Annotated in this window: 20 protein-coding genes; 10 read left to right on the top strand and 10 right to left on the bottom strand. The window is 71.8% G+C overall.

The window, feature by feature from the left end; genetic code table 11:
- Position 1 precedes the first annotated feature (1 nt).
- From HUT10_RS37060 to sigK, 3 genes are all read right to left on the bottom strand, one after another.
- Complete coding sequence (locus HUT10_RS37060) at positions 2-673, bottom strand: fasciclin domain-containing protein (protein ID WP_176175436.1); 672 nt, start codon at positions 671-673, stop codon at positions 2-4.
- 129 nt (positions 674-802) lie between these two features.
- Positions 803-1,483, bottom strand: a complete 681-nt coding sequence (locus HUT10_RS37055; protein ID WP_176175435.1) for an anti-sigma factor — start codon at positions 1,481-1,483, stop codon at positions 803-805.
- Positions 1,480-2,076 carry an ECF RNA polymerase sigma factor SigK gene (sigK, locus tag HUT10_RS37050; RefSeq protein ID WP_254897197.1) on the bottom strand — a complete coding sequence of 199 codons (597 nt, stop codon included), beginning with the start codon at positions 2,074-2,076 and terminating at the stop codon, positions 1,480-1,482. The genes HUT10_RS37055 and sigK overlap by 4 nt, the downstream gene beginning before the upstream one ends.
- Before the next feature lie 336 nt (positions 2,077-2,412).
- On the opposite strand from sigK, the gene HUT10_RS37045 reads away from it, so the two are divergent.
- Both HUT10_RS37045 and HUT10_RS37040 read left to right on the top strand, forming a co-directional pair.
- A complete protein-coding gene (locus tag HUT10_RS37045; RefSeq protein ID WP_176175434.1) occupies positions 2,413-2,826 on the top strand; it encodes an SsgA family sporulation/cell division regulator in 414 nt (137 codons plus the stop codon).
- Between the two features lie 16 nt (positions 2,827-2,842).
- Entirely contained in the window at positions 2,843-4,198 is a 1,356-nt protein-coding gene (locus HUT10_RS37040; protein ID WP_176175433.1) for a class I adenylate-forming enzyme family protein, read from the top strand.
- Here the strand turns inward: HUT10_RS37040 and ilvD are convergent.
- On the bottom strand, positions 4,177-5,868 hold the full coding sequence (gene ilvD, locus HUT10_RS37035; RefSeq protein WP_176175432.1) for a dihydroxy-acid dehydratase: 1,692 nt from the start codon (positions 5,866-5,868) through the stop codon (positions 4,177-4,179). The genes HUT10_RS37040 and ilvD overlap by 22 nt on opposite strands.
- A 114-nt stretch (positions 5,869-5,982) precedes the next feature.
- Here ilvD and HUT10_RS37030 point away from each other — a divergent pair, with 114 nt between their 5' ends.
- Both HUT10_RS37030 and HUT10_RS37025 read left to right on the top strand, forming a co-directional pair.
- A complete protein-coding gene (locus tag HUT10_RS37030; protein ID WP_176175431.1) occupies positions 5,983-7,059 on the top strand; it encodes a dihydrodipicolinate reductase in 1,077 nt (358 codons plus the stop codon).
- Entirely contained in the window at positions 7,056-7,541 is a 486-nt protein-coding gene (locus HUT10_RS37025) for a carboxymuconolactone decarboxylase family protein (RefSeq protein ID WP_176175430.1), read from the top strand. The genes HUT10_RS37030 and HUT10_RS37025 overlap by 4 nt, the downstream gene beginning before the upstream one ends.
- Before the next feature lie 34 nt (positions 7,542-7,575).
- On the opposite strand, the gene HUT10_RS37020 is transcribed toward HUT10_RS37025, so the two are convergent.
- Positions 7,576-9,138 (bottom strand): GMC oxidoreductase, encoded by a 1,563-nt coding sequence (locus HUT10_RS37020; protein WP_254897196.1) that lies wholly within the window; start codon positions 9,136-9,138, stop codon positions 7,576-7,578.
- A gap of 208 nt (positions 9,139-9,346) precedes the next feature.
- On the opposite strand from HUT10_RS37020, the gene HUT10_RS37015 reads away from it, so the two are divergent.
- The 3 genes from HUT10_RS37015 (at position 9,347) to HUT10_RS37005 (ending at position 10,662) form a co-directional block, all read left to right on the top strand.
- On the top strand, positions 9,347-9,715 hold the full coding sequence (locus HUT10_RS37015; protein WP_254897195.1) for an RNA-binding S4 domain-containing protein: 369 nt from the start codon (positions 9,347-9,349) through the stop codon (positions 9,713-9,715).
- A gap of 147 nt (positions 9,716-9,862) precedes the next feature.
- Positions 9,863-10,363, top strand: a complete 501-nt coding sequence (locus tag HUT10_RS37010) for a sigma-70 family RNA polymerase sigma factor (RefSeq protein WP_176175428.1) — start codon at positions 9,863-9,865, stop codon at positions 10,361-10,363.
- Entirely contained in the window at positions 10,360-10,662 is a 303-nt protein-coding gene (locus HUT10_RS37005; RefSeq protein ID WP_176175427.1) for a cupin domain-containing protein, read from the top strand. Before HUT10_RS37010 ends, HUT10_RS37005 begins: the two co-directional genes overlap by 4 nt.
- A gap of 128 nt (positions 10,663-10,790) precedes the next feature.
- On the opposite strand, the gene shbA is transcribed toward HUT10_RS37005, so the two are convergent.
- Both shbA and HUT10_RS36995 read right to left on the bottom strand, forming a co-directional pair.
- Positions 10,791-11,426: an RNA polymerase sigma factor ShbA gene (shbA, locus tag HUT10_RS37000; protein WP_176178219.1), complete on the bottom strand. Its 636-nt coding sequence runs from the start codon at positions 11,424-11,426 to the stop codon at positions 10,791-10,793.
- A 223-nt stretch (positions 11,427-11,649) separates the two neighbouring features.
- Positions 11,650-12,447 carry a hypothetical protein gene (locus tag HUT10_RS36995; protein WP_254897504.1) on the bottom strand — a complete coding sequence of 266 codons (798 nt, stop codon included), beginning with the start codon at positions 12,445-12,447 and terminating at the stop codon, positions 11,650-11,652.
- Positions 12,448-12,945: 498 nt separating this feature from the next.
- Here HUT10_RS36995 and HUT10_RS36990 point away from each other — a divergent pair, with 498 nt between their 5' ends.
- Positions 12,946-13,122, top strand: a complete 177-nt coding sequence (locus HUT10_RS36990; RefSeq protein ID WP_176175425.1) for a hypothetical protein — start codon at positions 12,946-12,948, stop codon at positions 13,120-13,122.
- Here the strand turns inward: HUT10_RS36990 and sigJ are convergent, their stop codons facing one another.
- On the bottom strand, positions 13,123-13,995 hold the full coding sequence (sigJ, locus tag HUT10_RS36985; protein ID WP_217709671.1) for an RNA polymerase sigma factor SigJ: 873 nt from the start codon (positions 13,993-13,995) through the stop codon (positions 13,123-13,125). It lies immediately after the preceding gene.
- Between the two features lie 39 nt (positions 13,996-14,034).
- Complete coding sequence (locus HUT10_RS36980) at positions 14,035-15,084, bottom strand: amidohydrolase family protein (protein WP_254897194.1); 1,050 nt, start codon at positions 15,082-15,084, stop codon at positions 14,035-14,037.
- Positions 15,085-15,233: 149 nt separating this feature from the next.
- Between HUT10_RS36980 and HUT10_RS36975 the strand changes: the two genes are divergently transcribed.
- Complete coding sequence (locus HUT10_RS36975) at positions 15,234-17,546, top strand: bifunctional diguanylate cyclase/phosphodiesterase (RefSeq protein WP_254897193.1); 2,313 nt, start codon at positions 15,234-15,236, stop codon at positions 17,544-17,546.
- 103 nt (positions 17,547-17,649) lie between these two features.
- Here HUT10_RS36975 and HUT10_RS36970 read toward each other — a convergent pair whose 3' ends face one another.
- The gene (locus HUT10_RS36970) at positions 17,650-18,480 is read right to left on the bottom strand and encodes a cyclase family protein (RefSeq protein ID WP_176175423.1); all 831 of its coding nucleotides are present in this window, start codon (positions 18,478-18,480) and stop codon (positions 17,650-17,652) included.
- An 81-nt stretch (positions 18,481-18,561) separates the two neighbouring features.
- Here HUT10_RS36970 and HUT10_RS36965 point away from each other — a divergent pair, with 81 nt between their 5' ends.
- Entirely contained in the window at positions 18,562-18,987 is a 426-nt protein-coding gene (locus tag HUT10_RS36965; RefSeq protein WP_176175422.1) for a DUF5709 domain-containing protein, read from the top strand.
- Positions 18,988-19,037 lie beyond the last annotated feature (50 nt).

Here is a 19,037-nt window from a genome sequence, read left to right as displayed (position 1 = left end):
ATCACTTGTTGGTGCCCGGGGTCAGCACCTTGTCGATCACGAAGACGGTCGCGTTCTTGGTGGGGATGTTGCCGCACAGGATCTTCGCGCCGTTGATCGTCATGTTCTCGCCCGAGCCCTCGATCTTCACCGGGCCGCCGGCGGTGTTGAGCGTGTCGACCGAACCGGCCGCGGCGAGGCCCTTGGCGTCGTAGCGCTTGCCGACGACGTGGTACTGCAGGATCGGGGCCAGCTCGGCGGGCTTGCCGGCCAGCTCGTTGAACTTGGCGTCGCCCAGGGCGGCGAACGCCGGGTCGGCCGGCGCGAAGACCGTGATGGCCTCCTGGCTGTTGAGCGTGTCGACCAGGTTGGTGGCCTTGACCGCGGCCACCAGCTTGGTCAGCAGCGGGTTGGTCGAGGCGGCCGAGGCGACCGGCTGCGGGCCCATCGAGTCCAGCGAGCCGGGCGCGGAACCCTGCGGCAGCTGCGAACAGGCCGGGCCGAAGACATCGGCGTTGGTGGTCACGCCGTTGGCGCTGCCGGAAGCCATGCTGGACGACGGCGCGGGCACCGACGACGACGGCATCGAGCTGCTGGAGCTGCCCGACGAAGCGGTGTCGCTGCTGCTGCACGCGGTCAGCGAAAGGGCGGCGACAGCGGCGACACCGATTCCGGCGACACGAAGCTTGGTCACGAAAATCACTCCCATAAGCGGCTGATAACTACTTCTTGCCCGGTATTCGGAACGACCGGGAAATCGGCTTGGTACCCGATCGGGTGATCCGGATCACCGCAGTTCGAAGTGCGGTGACCCGCTTTTGTGCTAAACAAGCGAAATCCTGGTGACGGCGGGGGTGGTCGGCCCCGCCGAACCACCGGCGGGCTCGACGGTGATCCCGATCCGGTCGACGTCGGCGGGCAGGTCGGCCACGAGCATCCGCTGGGACGCCTCGGACGTCATCAGCCCGGCCGACCGCGCACCGCCGCCGCCGAGCAGCCACACCTGGTAGACGTGCCCGGCGTCGAGCGCGGGCAGGTCCGAGGCGAGCAGCACGGCCTGGTGCCGGCTGCGCGAGACGACGAGCGTGGCGTGCCCTTCGCCGGTTCCCTCGATCGCGGCCGCGTCCGGCGCGCTCAGCACCGAGTCGACGGGGGCGGGGGTCGCGGTGACGCCGAGCAGGACCGCCACCAGTGCCGCGGCCGCCGCCCCGAACAGCGACACGCGCAGCTGCCACGTCTTGGCCCGGCTCAGCCGGCGCACGACCGGCAGCTGCGGCGGCAGCTGGCGGGTGCGGGCCGCGTCGGCGAGCACCAGCAGCTTCAGCTGCGGCGGCGGGTCCACCGCGGCGGCCACGCCCAGCCGCGCGCCGGTCGCCCGCAGCTCGGCCACCTCCTGGCGGCAGGCGGCGCATTCGCCGAGGTGGCGTTCGAACTCGGCACGCTCCACATCGGACACGGCGTCCAGTGCGTACGCCCCGGTCAGGGTGTGCAGCTCGGCGGTCATCGGTCCACCCCCAGGCAGTCGCGCAGCCGGATCAGGCCGTCGCGGATGCGGGTCTTGACCGTGCCCGGCGCGACCTTCAGCACCTCCGCGACCTCGGGGTAGGTGTAGCCGTTGTAGTAGGCCAGCACGATCGACTCGCGCTGCAGGTCGGTCAGCGCGGCCAGGCACTGCCGCACCCGCTGCTGCTCCAGACCGGCCAAAGTGGACTCGGTGACCTCGTCGAACGGCCGCCGCACGTCCATCAGGCCGGCCCGCTCCTCGCGGTCGACGCCGGCCTGGTGCGAGCGCACGCGGTCCACGGCCCGGCGGTGGGCGATGGTCAGCACCCACGACAGCGCGCTGCCGCGCTCCGGCTCGTACCGCGTGGCCTTGCGCCACACCTCCACCAGCACCTCCTGCGTCACCTCCTCGGCCTGGGCGTGACTGCGCAGCACGCGCGTCACGAGGCCGAGCACCGGGCCGGCGATGAGGTCGTAGAGCGACGCGAACGCCGTCTCGTCACCCGCCGCCACCTGCCGAAGCAGCTCCTCGGCGCTCGGCGCGGTGGCCGGCGCCTCGTCCGGCTGCAGCCGTAGCCGCCCACGCTCACCCATCCCGCACCCTCCACGTCACCCCTGCCTCATGAGGGATTCGCGGCCGGACGGGGAAGCGGACTGGTGTGCGGTGGCGTATCCCACCCGGACGGCGCAAATCCGGCGCCGGGACCCATCCGGCGGCCGTCCGGCTCCGAATCCTCAGTGTCCTAGGCGTGAGTCACCGGCGGTGACCGTCCGTGAGGGAGTTGCCCGATCGGCCACGCCGCCGGTGACCTCGGACACTTCTTGATCACCCCAGAGTGTGAAAGTTATTCGGAACGCTGGGCGTTGAACTGACTATGGGTTATCCCTGGAACCAGACGAAGTTAACCGACGAGTAGCAAAGGCGGTCCCATGACGGACCCGAACAGCGTGATCAGTGCCCGCATCGACTTCGCCCTGCGCACCTTCGGCGCCGGACCGCGACCGGTGCCGGCCGAGCTGGAGTACGACACCCTCGACCCGTACGCGGTCGCTGTGGTGCTGCACGCCGGCCCGAGCGCGGTCCGGTGGCTGTTCGGCCGCGACCTGCTCGCCGACGGTCTGCTCGCCCGCTGCGGCGACGGCGACGTGCGCATCGGCCCGGCCGGCGACCCCGCGCTGGTCGTCGTGGAGCTGAGCTCCCCCGACGGCGCCGCGGTGCTCGAAGCACCCGCGAAGGAGATCGCGGCCTTCCTCGACCAGACCTACGACGTCGTCCCGGCCGGCAGCGAGAGCGACTGGTTCGACTTCGACGAGGAAATGGCCAAGCTTTCCTACCACGACTGAGCTAGCGTCCCCGGGCGTGAGCTTCTTCCTGACGAAGGTCCTCGCCGCGCTCGAGGACGGCGGTGACCGTCCGCTCTTCGTCCAGGACGGCGTCACCACCCACCACCAGGCCCGCGACCGGTTGCGCCGCCTGCACGGCGGCCTCGGCGAGGTCGAAACCCTCGCCGTCGACCTGCGCAACCGGCCCGAGACGGTCCTCGTCCAGCTCGCGGGTCTCCTCCGCGGGGCGACCGTGCTCATGGTCCCCGCTTCCGCTCCGACAGCGGACCGGCTCGCCGCGGCGAGGGGCGCCACCGTCGTCACCGACCGCCCGCACGCCTGGCCCGGCGGCGACGTCCGCACCCTCGCCGACCTCGACGGCGAGCCCGAGCCGCTGCACCCGCCCGGGACCGTCCGCCTCCTCTTCCCCACCGGCGGCACCACCGGCGCCCCGAAGCTCATCCGGCACAGCGGCATCTACGACGGCATGGCCTACCTCTTCACGCCGTCGCCCGACGGCCCGGGCCGCACGCTGCTGGTCGCCCCGATGACCCACATGACCGGCAACGCCACCGTGCTCGGCACCCTGCTGCGGCAGGACACCCTCGTCATCCACGACGGTTTCGACGCGGAAGCCGTCCTCGACGCGATCCAGGAGCACCGGATCGACACCCTTTCGCTGACTCCGCCGCGGCTGGCCGCGCTGCTCGACCACCCGAAGCGCCCGGAAACCGACCTCGGCAGCGTCCGCTCGCTCTCCCTCGGCGCCGCGCCCCTGCCGCCGCACCGGCTGGCGCAGGCCCTCGACGTCTTCGGCCCGGTCGTCGGCCAGGGTTACGGCCTCACCGAGGCGCCGATGATCGCGAGCATCTCCGCGGCCGAGCTGATCGGCCACCCGGAGCGGCTCGGGTCGGTCGGCCGGATCGTGCCCGGCATGGAGGCCCGCCTCACCGCCGACGGCGAGGTCGAGGTGCGCGGACTGTCCATGATGGACGGTTATCTCGGCGGACCGGAGATCGGCGCGGGCTGGCTGCGCACCGGCGACCTCGGCCGGTTCGACGACGAGGGCTACCTCTACCTGCTCGACCGCGCCGACGACGTCGTCGTGGTCGGCGAACACGGCACGAAGGTCCCCACGACCGTCGTCGAACACGCCCTCGAGACGCACCCGGCGGTGCGGAGCGCGGCCGTCTTCGGCCACGGCGATCGGCTCCACGCCGTCGTAGTCGCCACCGGCGAAGTCACGGCAGACGCCCTGAAAGCGCACGCCCGGGACACCTTCGGCCAGGAGCACTACGTCCCGGCCGCCGTGGACTTCGCCGACACGCTGCCGCTCACCGAAGTCGGCAAGGTCGACAAGCGCGCCCTCGCTCAGCTCGTGACGGCCCCGTAGGACGACGACCGCACCAGCTTCACGTACTTGCCGAGCACGCCTTCCCCGAACTTGTTCGGCAGCGGCTCCCAGCCCTCCCGGCGCCGCGCCAGCTCGGCCGCGTCGACCAGCAGGTCTATGCTGCGGGCCTTGATGTCGACGGCGATCCGGTCGCCGGTGCGGACGAAGGCGATCGGGCCGCCGTCGACCGCCTCGGGGGCGACGTGGCCGATGCACAGGCCGGTGGTGCCGCCGGAGAACCGCCCGTCGGTCAGCAGCAGCACGTCCTTGCCGAGCCCGGCGCCCTTGATCGCCGCGGTGATCGCCAGCATCTCGCGCATCCCCGGGCCGCCCTTGGGGCCCTCGTAGCGGATGACGACGACGTCGCCCGCCTCGATCCGGCCCTCGTTCAGCGCGGCCATGGCTTCCTGCTCGCGCTCGAACACGCGGGCCGGGCCCTCGAAGTTGGCGGTGTCGAAGCCCGCGGACTTCACGACCGCGCCCTCGGGGGCGAGCGAACCGCGCAGGATGGTGATGCCGCCGGTCGGGTGCAGCGGGTTGTCCAGTGGACGCAGGACCTCGCCGTCGATCGGGTCCGGGTCCAGCTCGGCCAGGTTCTCGGCCACCGTGCGGCCGGTGACGGTCAGCGCGTCGCCGTGGATCAGGCCCTCGTCCAGCAGGGCCTTCATCAGCACCGGGATGCCGCCGTGGCGGTCGATGTCGTTCATGACGTACTTGCCGAACGGCTTCAGGTCGCCCAGGTGCGGGACGCGGTCGCCGACGCGGTTGAAGTCGTCCAAGGTCAGCTCGACCTTGGCCTCGTGCGCGATGGCCAGCAGGTGCAGCACGGCGTTGGTCGAACCACCGAGGGCCATCACGACGGTGATGGCGTTCTCGAACGCCTCCCGCGTCAGGATGTCCCGCGCGGTGATGCCCTTTTCGAGCAGCCCGACGACGGCTTCCCCGGACAGGTGGGCGTAGTGGTCGCGGCGGCGGTCCGCGGACGGCGGCGCGGCCGAGCCCGGCATGCTCATCCCCATCGCCTCGGCGGCCGACGCCATCGTGTTCGCGGTGTACATCCCGCCGCAGGCGCCTTCACCGGGGCAGATGGCGCGTTCGATGCGGTCGAGGTCGGCGGTCTTCATCCGCCCGGCCCGGCAGGCGCCGACCGCCTCGAAGGCGTCGATCAGGGTGACGTCCTTCTCGGTGCCGTCGGTGAGCTTCACCCAGCCGGGGGCGATCGTGCCGGCGTAGAGGAACACCGAGGCCAGGTCGAGGCGCGCGGCGGCCATCAGCATGCCCGGCAGGGACTTGTCGCAGCCGGCCAGCAGTATCGAGCCGTCGAGCCGCTCGGCCTGCATGACCGTCTCGACCGAGTCGGCGATGACCTCGCGGGAGACCAGCGAGAAGTGCATGCCGTCGTGGCCCATGGAGATGCCGTCGGACACCGAGATGGTGCCGAACTGCAGCGGGTAGCCGCCGGCCGCGTGCACGCCCTCCTTGGACGCCTGGGCCAGCCGGTCCAGCGAGAGGTTGCACGGCGTGATCTCGTTCCACGAGCTGGCGACGCCGATGATCGGTTTCGTCCAGTCGCCGTCCCCCATCCCGACCGCGCGCAGCATGCCTCTGGCGGGCGCGGCCTCGATCCCGTCGGTCACCGTGCGGCTGCGGGGCTTCGGGTCGATCGTCATCGCGGGCCTCCGATACGACGTTCGGGCGCTTCGCATGTTACCAACGGACGCGCGGTCCGCTGGCCGGAACGATTTCCTACCGGTGCGCGGAACCACCGGCGAAAACTCGGGCGCATGATCGCCACAGTGGTGTGGGGCACGGGCAACGTGGGCCGTGCGGCAATCCGGGCCGTCGACGCCCACCCGGCGCTGAAGCTCACCGCGGTGCTCGTCCACGACCCGGCGAAGGTCGGCAAGGACGCCGGCGAGCTGGCCGGCGTCGACGCGCTGGGTGTCGCCGCGACGGACGACATCGAGGCCGTCCTGGCGGCGAGTCCGCGGGCGGTCGTGTACGCCGCTTCGGGTGACGTCCGGTTCGACGACGCCCTCGCCGACATCGTGCGGGCGGTCCGGGCGGGCGCGGTCGTCGTGACCCCGGCCCTCTACCCCCTCTACGACCAGCGCAACGCACCTCCGGAGCTGCGGGACCCCGTGCTCGCGGCGATCAAGGACGGCGGCGGGTCGCTGTTCGTCTCCGGCGTCGACCCCGGCTGGGGCAACGACGTGCTGCCGCTGCTGGTCAGCGGGCTCGGCACGGACGTCGAGGTCGTCCGCTGCCAGGAGATCTTCGACTACTCGACCTACGAGCAGCCCGACTCCGTCCGGTACCTGGTCGGGATGGGCCAGCCGATGGACTACGACCCGCCGATGCTGATGACCGGCGTGCCGTCGATGGTGTGGGGCGGGCAGGTCCGGCTGATCGCGCGCGGCCTCGGCGTCGAGGTCACCGAGCTGCGCGAGACGCTCGACCGGCGGCCGCTCGACGAGACCGTGACCACGCGGACCATGGGCGAGTTCGAGAAGGGCACGCAGGGCGCGGTGCGGTTCGAGGTGCAGGGCATCGTCGGCGGCGAGCCGCGGATCGTCATCGAGCACGTGACCCGCATCCACCCGTCGTGCGCGCCGGACTGGCCGACGCCGCCCAGCGGCGACGGCGCGCACCGCGTGATCATCGAAGGCCGGCCGCGCATCGAGGTCACCGTCGAGGCGACCGACGAAGGCGAGAACCGGTCGGCGGGCGGCAACGCCACCGCCGTCGGCCGCCTGGTCGGCGCGATCGACTGGCTGGCCGCGGCGGAACCCGGCCTCTACGACGCACTCGACGTCCCGCTGCGCCCGGCGGCGGGCAAGCTCGGAAGGAGCCGTCCGTGAACATCGACATCCCCGCGGGCAAGGACCCGATCGGGTACGTCTGGGGCGAGATGGTGCCCGGCATCGGGATCGCCGCGTCGAAGTTCTCCCTGGCCGTCTACGAGCACACGACCCTGGGACTGCGGGAGTTCGAGGCCGCGCGGCTGTGCATCGCGCAGATCAACGGCTGCGTCTTCTGCCTCGACTGGCGCACCGAGCGCGACGGCGTCAAGGTCGAACCCGAGTTCGCGGACGCGGTGTCGGAGTGGCGCACCACCGGGCTCTTCGACGAGCGCACGCGGCTGGCGGCGGAGTACGCCGAGCGGTACGCGACCGACCACCACAACCTGGACGACGAGTTCTGGAAGCGGATGTCGGCGTCCTACAGCCAGCAGGAGATCGTCGAGCTGTCGATGAGCCTCGGCGCGTGGCTGGCGTTCGGACGGCTGAATCACGTCCTAGGCCTCGACACCGTCTGCGTGTTGCCGTCCCACCGGTCGTGAGGGGCGGGGGCGGCGCCCCTCACGAGACAGCGGGTCAGAAGTCCGTGGCGATGATCTTCTCGATGTTGCGTTCCGCCAGCGCGGTGATGGTGACGAACGGGTTGACGCTGGTGTTGCCCGGGATCAGCGAGCCGTCGATCGCGTACAGCCCCTGGTAGCCGGCGAGCCTGCCGTAGTTGTCGGTCGCTTTGCCGAGCACCGCCCCGCCGAGCGGGTGGTAGGTGAGATGGTCGCCCCAGATCTTGTACGTGCCGAAGAGGTCGGTCCGGTAGATCGTGCCCTCGGTCGCGTTGATCTTGTCGAAGATGGTCTTCGCCATGTCGATCGACGGCTGCTTCCACGCCGTCTGCCAGTTCAGCTCGACCGCGCGCGTGGTGGGGTTCCAGGTGAACTGCGCGCGGTTCGGGTTCTTCGTGATCGACAGGTAGAACGACGCCCACGTCTCGATCCCGGTCGGCAGCGGCGCGACCTCCGCGAAGGCCCCGCCCGCGTTCCAGTTGTCGATGCCACCGCACGGGATGGTCGACTGGGACGCCCCGGTCGGGTCCCAGATCTGGTTGGCCCGCCCGACCATCACGTTCCCGTTGTCGCCCCAGCCCTTGCCGATTTCGCCGTTGAGGTTCGGCAGCGCGCCGGTCGCCTTCAGCTTCACCAGCAGCTTGCTGGTGCCCACGCTGCCCGCGGCGAAGAACACCGTGTCCGCCGTGACGGTCTTGATGGTGGCCACCGCGCCGGCCGTGGTGAGCTGCTCGATCGTCACCGTGTAGCCGCCGCCGGCGGCCGGCACCACCTGCGTGACCCGGTGCAGCGGCGAGATGGTGACCTTGCCGGTCGCGGCGATCCGCGGCAGGTAGGACTTCTGCAGCGACTTCTTGCCGTAGTTGTTGCCGAACAGGATTTCCCCGGCCAGCGCCGACTTCGGGACGGTGCCCGCCGCCTCCTTCTCCATGTAGTCCCAGTCGTAGACGTCCGGCACGAACACGAACGGGAAACCGGACCGCTGGGCCTGTTTCCGGCCGACGCGGGCGAACTGGTACCAGTCGGTGCTGTCGAACCAGGCCGGGCGCACGTTGGCGACCCCGAGCCCGGCGTTGGCGCGCGGGTAGTAGACGTCGTACATCTCGTTCGCGTCGACGGTGGGGAGGATGGCGGCGAAGTTCTCCCGCTTGGGCGTCACGGCCATGCCGCCGTTGACGAGCGAGCCGCCGCCGACGCCGCGGCCCTGGTACACGATGATCCCGCCGAACTCCTCGGCGTCGAGGATGCCGGTGTAGCGCGGGATGTCCTTGTCGATCGGGAACCCGAGGAAGTTCGAGAACGGCTGTTTCGTCCTGGTGCGCAACCAGAACGAGCGCTGGTCCGGGTTGGGCGTGGCGCAGAAGATCTTGCCGTCGGAGCCGGGGGTGTCCCAGGCCATGCCCATTTCGACCATTTGCACGTCCACGCCGGCCTGTGCGAGCCGGAGGGCGGCGACCGAGCCGCCGTAGCCCGAGCCGATCACCAGCGCGGACACCCGCGAGCCGTCATTGATGGCGGCTGCCGCGGCGGGCCGCGACGAGGCCGCCGAGGCGCGGCCGGCCAGCGCGGCACCGGCCAATATAGAACCAGTTCCAGCAATGAAGAGACGACGGGAGACGGAACCAGAGTTTGTTCTCCACAAGGGTTCGCCACTCATGTGTGCTTCCTCACCGTTGAGGTATTTAGAACAAGTTATAGACCGGAGCTGCAGACAAGTCGACATATACCCACGAGTAACCTGACGGGGTGGCGAGCCGGTGCGGCCGAATGGGCCATGATGGACGACTGTGGAGTCCACCCGAGTGGACCGCTGGCTCTGGGCGGTCCGGCTGACGAAGACGCGCCCGGACGCGGCGGCGGCCTGCCGAGGCGGCCACGTCCGCGTCAACGACAAACCGGCCAAGCCGTCGACCACGGTGGTCCCGGGCGACGAGGTCCGCTTCCGCGTCGGCGGGACGACGAAGGTCCTCGACGTGGTCCGGGTGATCCAGAAGCGGGTGGGCGCCCCGGACGCGGCGACGTGCTACCTGGACCGCACGCCCAAGCCACCGCCGGAGACGGCGGTCCCGGTCGCCCGCCGCGACCGGGGCGCCGGGCGGCCGACCAAACGGGAACGCCGGGTGCTGGACGCGTTCCGGTCGCGGCAGGAGCCGTAGGTCCCGCCGCGCAGCCCTAGGTCATCTCCCCCGACGACCGCGGGATCGTCGCCGCGCTCGGCCGCTTCCCGGAAATAGCCGGGAATCCGCGCCTGCCGGGTCCATCCCGGTGGCGTGGGGGTAGTCCCCCGCACGGGAGGACTGCTCATGACCACCACCTCGGACCACCTGCTGGCCGAAGCCCGGCCGCTCGTGGTGCGCTACTGCCGCGCCCGCCTGGACCCCGACGAGGCCGACGACGTCGCCCAGGAAGTCTGCGTGGCGCTCCTCAAGGCCCTGCCGCGGCGCCCGCCGGAGCGCCCGCTGCCCGAACTCGTGTCCGACATCGCCCGCACCAAGGTCGCCGCCGCCCGCAAGGCCGCCGCGCGCAAGGACGAGCCCGTGGCCGAACTGCCCGACGCGGCCGACTCGTCGCTCGATCCGGCACGCCACGCGCTCCGGCGCGAACTCCGCGAGCGGGTGGCGAAGCTGCTGGGCGTGCTGCCGCGGAAACAACGCGAGATCGTCGTCCTGCGCGTGGTGGTCGGCCTGTCCGCGGAGGAGACCGCCGCCGCGGTGGGCTCGACACCGGGCGCGGTCCGCGTCGCCCAGCACCGGGCCCTCGACCGGCTCCGCCGCGTCGTCACGACGGCTACCATGGCGGGGTGAGCGACAGCGAGAACTTCGAAGGACGCGACGTCGGGTCCGGAGTCTCGGTCATCCGCGAAAGCACGGACGTGGTCGGTTCCGGACCCCGGCTGCACCGGCACCCGTACACCGAGACGTTCATCATCATCCGCGGCCGAGCCCGCTTCACGGTAGGAGACGAAGAGCGCGACGGCGGCGCCGGAGACGTGCTCGTCGTCCCGGCGGGCACGCCGCACAAGTTCGCCGTGCTCGGCCCCGGGGTGTACGAGGCCGTGCACATCCACGAAAGCGACCACTTCATCACCGAATGGCTCGAGTGACGCCTCAGGGGTGACGCCCGTTGAGGGCGGCGAAACGGCTGGTGGGCGGCCTGCGAGTGGGGTGCCCCAGTCCTTGCTGTTGCGGCGCCCGGCGGCGCAGCCGAGGGCTTGCCGCCGCCGCACACCACCTAGAGCCCGCGCTCGCCGATCATCCCGCGCAGCTTCGTCAGCGCGCGGTACTGCGTGATGCGCACGTTGCCCGCCGAGATACCCAGCGCCTCCGCCGTCTCGTTCGCCGACAGGCCGGCCACGATGCGCAGGGACAGGATCTCCTGGTGCAGCGGGGGCAGCGCCGCCAGCAGCCGGCCCAAGCGGGCGCCCAGGTCGAGCTCGAGGACGTGGTTCTCCGGCTCGTTGCCGCCCAGTGGCCGGTCCGGCAGCTCCGGGACCGGCTTGGAACGGTCCCTGGCCACCGAACGGAACGCATCGGCGACCTTGTTCGCCGCGATCGCGCGCACCAGGTAGAGGAACGAACCCCCGCGGTCCTGGTAGTTCGGCAGCACCTTCAGCACCGCCAAGCACACCTCCTGGGCGACGTCGTCGGCCGAAAGGTAGGACAGGTCGCGGCCGCCGATCCGGGCGCGGCAGTAGCGCACCACCGTCGGCTTGATCAGCCGCAGCAGTGCCTGGACCGCGTCCGGGTCGCCGTCGCGCGCCGCCGTCACCACCGGGTCGAGCTGTTCCTTGACAAGACCGCCCTCCGGCCTCGGCGATTCCTCCAGCACGGTGTAGCCGTCGACGGCCTCCGCCGCCTCCACGATCATCGTTTCCACGCGCCCTCCTCGTGCCCGCCACCGGGGTCCGTCTGTCCACAACGGACAGTCTGGTGCCTGGACGATTCCCGGTCCGACATATGGCCTAATCGAGGCGCTGACCAGCAGCGTTGCACAGTGCCGGTGGTTGTCCAGCTATTGTCCGTTAACGATTCACGTCCCGTCCGGAACAGCCGCCGGACACCGGCGGCACACGGGACAGAAACAGGACAGCTCAGTCCCAGCGGATTCCGTAGGCGAAGCCCGGTTCGAGGTGCCGGAACCGGACGTGCACCTCGCCGGCGTCGTCCGCGGGCAGCACGGCGCCGGTTCGCGACCGGTCGTCGGCCGGGGAAACCTTTTCCTGTCGCACGATCCGCTTCGGCACGCGTTCACCGAACCGGACGTGCAGATCGAAAAGATCGCACGGGTGCCGCGGCACGCAGACGTAACGCGGTTCTCGCAGGTTCGCCCGGAATCGCAGGCCGACCTCGTGCCGCGCACCCCGGCGCAACGGCTCCGGCAGCCGCAGCGACAGCCCGATCCGGTCACTCGATTCCATCACCCGCCGGGTCAGCACCCCACCGTGGAACACGTCGACTCCGAGATCGGACTCGTGCACCGAATCACCCGATTCGGCGGTGACCGGCAAGGTCAATGCCAGGTCGAGCACGGCGATTTCGTCGGCGTCGGCGATCACCCGCCGGAATTCGAACGCCTCCGGCACCGGCTGGTCGAGGGCCAGCGTCACGCGCAGTTCTTCGGTGTGCCAGCCACTGCCCGGATAGAGCCGCGCCGCCGGTTCGGCCGCCGCGACGGCCAGCGCGGCGATCTGCTCGATCCCCTCGTCGATCCGGCGCCGGACCGTCCGGTCGTCACGGTCGAGCGTGCGCGCCGCCCAGCGCACCCGGTCCTGGTAGAACGGTTTCCGCGCCCGTTCCTCCAGCGCGAACGCGGCGAGCAGAACGATCTTCAGATCCTCCGGCAACGACTCGACCAACGGGCGCAATCGATCGGACAGCTTACGCCGCATCTCCACGGTTCCGTCATCTTCGACAATGCCGCAAGTGGAGCGCAATGCGGGGCCGATCCGGGCCGCGAGCGGTGTCGTGAAAATTGCCCTCCCTTTGCGCAGGGCCTTGAGTTCGCCGACCACGTCCGCCGCACTGAGGCTCACCGTTCCCCTCCCCTTCCACGCACGGGGGTCAATGTTCGCCAGCACTCCCGCCGATGTCCAGTCGATCACGCTGCGGCAAACGGATCGTTATCCCGCGGTTTCCTTTCCGGGCACCGCCGGAAAGGTCGAATGCACTTGGCGTTCCGTTAACAAGGACCGCATTGCGCCGCAACGATTTCGCGACGGAAACTCACGCGATCACCCCAGTCGAACGCGTCGAAATGACATCGCCCCGCTGCGGCGTCCCGAACCGGGGACGTTCACCCGGGCGGCGCACCACACCCGTGGGTGAACGTGACCGGGCCGTGGCCGGGACCCCGGTTGACCACGGCGAACCGCGGGTACTTGTTGATCATGAGCCCCAGGATGTGGCGCCTGCTGATTTCGGGATCGCTGCGGCTGTTCCTGATCAGCGCCGTGCCGGCCGCGGCGCACCTGTCCGTGCTCGTCGGGCTGGCGGCGGCGGTGATCGCGTTCGTCGTGCCGGCCCCGCGCGGGCGGCACGACGAACGCACCGGACCGGGCGGTTAGCTATGCCGCCTGCCACCGGCGGAGCTTTTCGGGGTTCCGCACCGCCCAGATCCGCCGGACCGACGTGCCGGCCACTTCGAACGCCAGGACGGCCACGACGGCACCGTCCCGCCACGCGGCCAGGCCCGGCCGCCCGTTGACGGTCGTCTCCTCGAGCGTCATCGCCGGGATCCGGCCGGTGAGGTCGACGGCGTAGCGCGCGACCCGTTCCCCGCCCTCGATCGGGTGACGCAGCGCAGTGGCGAGTCCCCCGCCGTCCGCGACGACCGTCGCGTCCGGGTCGAGCAGGCCGACCAGCCTCCGGATGTCCCCCGCCTCCCAGGCCAGCTTGAAGGCGCGCACCACGTCCGCGCTGCCGCTGCCGGGCACCGGCGAGCGGGCCGCGCGGACCCGGCGCCGGGCCGAGCCGGCCAGCTGGCGGCACGCGGCGGGCGTCCGGCCGAGCACCTCGCCCACCTCCCGGAACGGGTAGCCGAAGACGTCGTGCAGGACGAAGGCGACCCGCTCGGCCGGCGTCATCGACTCCAGCACGACGAGGAACGCCATGGTGATCGACTCGTCCAGCGTGACGCGGTCGGCCGGGTCGGTGCTCACCCCCACCTCGCCGGACAGCGGCTCCGGCAGCCACTCGCCGACGTACCGCTCCCGCCGCACCCGCGCCGAGCCGAGCAGGTCGAGGCAGATCCGGCCGGCGACGGTGGTCAGCCACGCGCCGGGCGACGCGATGGCGGCGCGCTGCGGCTCGGTCAGGGCGTACCACCGGCCGTACGCCTCCTGGACGACGTCCTCGGCGTCGCTCAGCGAGCCCAGGAGCCGGTAGGCCAGGCCGGTCAGCTGCCGCCGCTCGTGCAGAAGATCAGTCACACCCCACAAGACGATCCCGCGCGGCGGTCTGTGACACCGCGGACCGGTTCACCCGCGGCGCCGCACGCACCGGCCGCGCAGCACCACCGCCGCCGGGGCCGCCAGCTGGTCCGAGTCCACCCGCGGATCCTCGTCGTAGACCACGGCGTCCGCGGGCGCGCCCGGCGCCAGGCCGCCCAGCCCCAGGTACTCCCGTGCGCTCCACGACGCTGCCGCCAGCGCGTCGTGCGGCCGGACACCCGCGGCGACCAGTGCCCGGATCTCCGCCACGATTCCGCCGTGCGGCAGGGAATCCGTACCCGCGAGCACGCGCACCCCGGCCTCCGCCGCAGCCGCCGTCAAGGATGCGTGGACCCGCGCACCGCTCAGGTACCACGTCCGGGCCGGGCTGTCCGGCTCGCGTTCCCTTCGCCCGAGGCTTTCGGTGATCACCGAAAGCGTGGGGGTCAGCGCCGTGCCCTGGGCCGCCATCCGCGCGAGGAGTCCGGGGTCGAGGCACATGCCGTGTTCGAGGGAGTCGACGCCCGCCGCGACGGCCGCGGCGCCGCCGTCGGGGTGCTGGCTGTGCACGGCCACCCGCCCGCCGGCCGCGTGCACCTCGCGCACCACCGCCCGCAGCACGTCCACCGGCACCGCGGAATCGCCGACGCGCCAGTCCGCGATGATCTTCGCCCAGCCGGTCCGGGCCGCCTGCGCCGCCGCCAGCGCGGGCAGCTCGTCGTGGCCGGCGCGGCGGCCCCAGCCGTCGAAGAACTGGCCTTCCTGGGCGAGCCACGGGCCCGCGTGCCGGGCCCGCGGGACGTCCGGGTCTTCCCCGAACCACGGCGGCGGCTCACCCGGCAGCCCCGGTGCGCGGATCAGCGTGACCCCGGCGTCGACGTGCTGGTGCAGCTGTTCCCGGAGCAGGACGGCGTCCATCGGCTGCCCGGGCCGCGCGGCACCGGGGTGGGTGTGCGCGTCGACCAGGCCGGGCAGCAGCCAGCCTTCGGCCACCAGGGTGGCGCCGGGAACGGGATCGGTGGTCCAGCGGTCACCGTCGGCGTAGAGGTCGACGTACTCGCCGCTCGGCAGGGCGTACCCCCGGATGCGCGTGATCACCGAACCGACCGTACCCGCGTGTGCCGGCCGGTGTGGGCGAGTACGAGCCGCCTGACCGGCGCCGGTGCCGATGCCGGTGCGCTTGTGGTTGATCACCCCCGGTGTAGTGTTTGCCGGTCCGACCGGCGTGCGTGACCGCGTGAGGTGCCATGACAGTGCGGCGGTACCCAGTGGCCATCCTGCTCGTCCTCGTCACGGCGGCCATGATCGTGGTCAACGGCTTCGCCTTCTGGGGCGACACCTTCGCCCTGTGGGTCGACGACGCCATGCAGCTCAGCGCCGGGGTCGCCGCGGTCGTCTGCGGGATCGTCGTCGCGCGGCGGGTGCGCGGGCACCAGCGGTGGTGGCGGGTGCTGGTCGCGATCGGCATGGCCGCCTGGTCGTTCGGGCAGTGCTTCTGGTCGTGGTACCAGCTGGTCGACGGCCGCGGGCTGCCGTCGCCGTCGCTGGCCGACGTCGGGTACCTGAGCTTCCCCGTGTTCGCGCTCGCCGCGCTGTTCGTGCTGGCCAGGGCGCGGGTGCGGCCGGACCGGGAACGCTGGCAGCCCGCACAGTGGACCGCGCACTTCGGCGTCGCGGTGGTGCTCGACGGGCTCGTGGTCACCGGCTCGCTGTTCATCCTCACCTGGACCGCGGCGCTCGGGCAGGTGGTCCGGGCGACCGGGCCGGACGCGCTGACCTGGGCCGTCGCCATCGCCTACCCGCTGTCGGACCTGGTGGTCGTGGTCGTCGCGGTGCTGCTGGTCGTCTTCGACCGGGTCGACCGCCCCTACCGCGCGAACCTGCTGCTGGCGGCGGTCGGGATCGTCGCGCTGGCCGCGTCCGACAGCGTGTTCGCCTACCTGGTCAGCATCGGCGCGGAGAGCATGAAGCCGTGGTCGGACGGCGGGTTCGTGCTCGGCCCGCTGTTCATCGCCTTCGCGCTGCTGGTGACGCCCGGGACGCGGCGCCGGGACGACGCGGGCCAGCCGGTCGGCGTCGACTGGTGGCAGGTGGCGCTGCCGTACCTGCCGGTCACCGCGGTCGCGCTGCTGATCACCGTGCAGGTCGTGGCCGGCGCCGGCCCGGACGCCGTCGAGGTGTACGTCGGCGTGCTCGTGGTGTTCCTGGTACTCGCCCGGCAGCTGCTTTCCCTGCTGGACAACCGGTTGCTGCTGCGGCGGGTGTACGAGGGCCAGCAGCAGCTGACCCACCAGGCCTACCACGACCCGCTGACCGGGCTGGCCAACCGCGCGCTGTTCGCCGACCGGCTGGACCGGGCCGTCGAGCAGGGCACCGACGGCGGGCGCGGGCCGCTCGTGCTGATCTTCGTCGACCTGGACGACTTCAAGGAGGTCAACGACCGGTTCGGGCACGCGGGCGGGGACGTGCTGCTGCACGCGGTCGCCCAGCGGCTGCTGAGCTGCGTGCGCGCGGGCGACACGGTCGCCCGCCTTGGCGGCGACGAGTTCGCGATCCTGCTGGAAGGCGAGGTCGACGCCCCGCAAGCGGTCGCCGACCGGATCCAGAGCGCGCTGCGGCGGCCGTTCGCGGTGCACGGCACGCTGGTCCCGGTCCGCGCCAGCATGGGACTGGTGGTGCCGGACCCGGCCGAGCCGTCGGTGACGGCGGACGTGCTGCTGGGCCGCGCGGACACGTCGATGTACGCGGGCAAGCGGCTCGGCAAGGACACGACGGTCGTGTACCAGCCGTCGCCGGACGGGCCGCCCGACTTCCCGACCGCTCTGCGCCGCGCGAACGGCGGGCTCCCGGAGGGCTTCGCGCTGGTCTTCCAGCCGATCGTCCGGCTGGCCGACGAGCAGCCGGTGGCGGTGGAGGCGCTGGCCCGCTGGACCGCGCGGGACGGCACCTCGGTGTCACCCGAGACGTTCGTCCGCGCCGCCGAGGGCGCCGGGCTCGGCGCGGAGCTGGACGCGCTGGTGCTGGACCTGGCCTGCCGCGAGATCACCGCGGCGGGGATCGACCTGACGGTGCACGTGAACGTGTGCGCGAGCCGGCTCGGCGCGGCCACGCTGGAGCAGAGCGTGGGGTCCGCGCTGGACCGCTACGGCCTGCCCGCGGACCGCCTGGTCGTCGAGATCACCGAGACGGTGCCGGTGCCGGACCTGGCGGCGGGCGCGGCCGCGATCCGCCGCCTCCAGGACCTGGGCGTCCGGGTGGCCCTCGACGACTTCGGCGCCGGGTACAGCTCGCTGACCGTGCTGCACGCGCTGCCGGTCGACCTGATCAAGCTGGACCGCGCACTGACGACGGGCATCCGCCCGGACCGCGACGCGGCGCTGTGCCGCTCGCTGGTCGGGCTGTGCGCGGACTTGGAAGTGGACGTCGTCGCGGAGGGCATCGAGACGGCCGAGCAGGCCGAACTGGTCACCCGGGCGGGCTGCACCACCGCACAGGGCTACCGCTTCGGCCACCCGGCCCCGCTGTCTTCGCTGCGGCTGTCGACGCTCTCGCCCGGTTAGGAACTGTCCGGCAAGCCGTCGGCGCCAGCGGACGGTGAGTTCGGCCCACCTGCCGGGTCGAAGCCGAGCACCCCGAGGCGGCCTCGGGGCGCTCGGGCCGGGACTAACCCACCCCCGGCGGCAGCACGCCGAAGATCGTCGCCGTGGACCCCGCGCCGCGGCGGTTGATCGGGCCGCCCGCCAGCACCCAGGCGCCGGTCGTCGGCAGGGCCTTGAGGTTGGCCAGGATCTCCAGGCTGATCCGGTGACGCCGGTAGACCAGCTTGGACACGGTGTACGTCTCGTCGGTGCCGACGTCCGGGCTGAACGTGTCGGTGCCCGTGCCGCCGCGGCGGCCCAGCCGGCCGGTGTCGATCAGCCACTGGACCGCCGGGATCGAGAACCCGGGCTGGTGCAGCACGCCGTCCGCACCGGTGTTCGGGAAGGCCGGCGTGCCCCACTTGGCGTCCCACCCGGTCCACAGCACCACGACGGACTCGTCCGGGATCCGGCCGTAGCGCTTCTCCCACGCCTTCAGGTCGTCGATCGTCACGGCGTAGTCCGGGTTGCGCGCCGCCTTCGCCCGGACGTCGATCTTCACGGCGGGGCGGAACAGGTCCGCCGGGTCCATTTCGTCGGCGAGCGGCTCCCCGGTGTTGAAGTGGCCGGGCGCGCCCCAGTGCGTCCCGGTGTGCTCGCCTTCGCGGACGAACTGCAGGTAGTAGCCGTCTTCGGGGATGGTGGCGATCGTCTCCAGCTCGAAGGCCGGGTCCCCGGGGAAGACGTTGGTCGTGGCCGGGTCGTTGACGTGCGACAGGTTGACCAGGTTGAGCTGGTCCAGCCGCACCGGCGGCGCGGCTGCGGTCGTTCCGGCGGCCTGGGCCGTCCGCCCGGACAGCGCGGCGCCGAACACCCCGGCCAGCCCCGCGGCCAGCACCCTGCGTCTCATCGGCATGAGGGATCACCTTTCAGCCTTGTTTGCACGGTCATATCACCCGGACTGGGCGCAGCCAATGAGTTGCGCGAAGATGTGGCCGTGGACAACGACATCGACGACAACGCCGACGAAGGCATCCTCGACCCCGAGGACACTTTGGACGACCGCGACGAGCTGGCGGAGGGTTATTCACCGCCGGAACGCGCGCAGGCAACCGAAGGCTGGGGCACCACCGCGCGCGAGACCGCGGAAGGCGAAAGCTGGGCGGGCCGGCTCGCCCGCGAAGTCCCGGACCTGGCCGACGACCCCGAAGACGACGGGCTCGGCGACACCGAGGACACCGACGGCGAGCTCCTCGACGACGAGGTCGGCGACGTCCGCGCGGGCCGCCTGGTGGCCACGGACGAAGGCTACGGCGAAGACACCGACGAAGAGCTGTACGCCTCGGACGCCGGCATCGACGGCGGCGCGGCTTCGGCGGAGGAAGCGGCCGTCCACGTGATCGACCCGTCTCGCCGCTGGTGAGGTAGCCGAAGCTCCGGATCGGCGCGACGGGGTGTCGCGCCGCGACGCGC

Origin of the sequence: Amycolatopsis sp. Hca4 (assembly GCF_013364075.1) — a bacterium.
Taxonomy (GTDB): domain Bacteria; phylum Actinomycetota; class Actinomycetes; order Mycobacteriales; family Pseudonocardiaceae; genus Amycolatopsis.
The sequence above is the reverse complement of the archived record's forward strand: the minus strand, read 5'-3'. Positions and strand labels throughout refer to the sequence as shown.

Excerpts from the sequence above, each read along its gene's own strand:
- HUT10_RS37055 (WP_176175435.1), bottom strand. The coding sequence starts at position 1,483 with ATGACCGCCGAGCTGCACACCCTGACCGGGGCGTACGCACTGGACGCC.
- sigK (WP_254897197.1), bottom strand. The coding sequence starts at position 2,076 with ATGGGTGAGCGTGGGCGGCTACGGCTGCAGCCGGACGAGGCGCCGGCC.
- HUT10_RS37045 (WP_176175434.1), top strand. The coding sequence starts at position 2,413 with ATGACGGACCCGAACAGCGTGATCAGTGCCCGCATCGACTTCGCCCTG.
- ilvD (WP_176175432.1), bottom strand. The coding sequence starts at position 5,868 with ATGACGATCGACCCGAAGCCCCGCAGCCGCACGGTGACCGACGGGATC.
- HUT10_RS37030 (WP_176175431.1), top strand. The coding sequence starts at position 5,983 with ATGATCGCCACAGTGGTGTGGGGCACGGGCAACGTGGGCCGTGCGGCA.
- HUT10_RS37010 (WP_176175428.1), top strand. The coding sequence starts at position 9,863 with ATGACCACCACCTCGGACCACCTGCTGGCCGAAGCCCGGCCGCTCGTG.
- shbA (WP_176178219.1), bottom strand. The coding sequence starts at position 11,426 with ATGATCGTGGAGGCGGCGGAGGCCGTCGACGGCTACACCGTGCTGGAG.
- HUT10_RS36995 (WP_254897504.1), bottom strand. The coding sequence starts at position 12,447 with ATGCGGCGTAAGCTGTCCGATCGATTGCGCCCGTTGGTCGAGTCGTTG.
- HUT10_RS36990 (WP_176175425.1), top strand. The coding sequence starts at position 12,946 with ATGAGCCCCAGGATGTGGCGCCTGCTGATTTCGGGATCGCTGCGGCTG.
- HUT10_RS36975 (WP_254897193.1), top strand. The coding sequence starts at position 15,234 with ATGACAGTGCGGCGGTACCCAGTGGCCATCCTGCTCGTCCTCGTCACG.
- HUT10_RS36970 (WP_176175423.1), bottom strand. The coding sequence starts at position 18,480 with ATGCCGATGAGACGCAGGGTGCTGGCCGCGGGGCTGGCCGGGGTGTTC.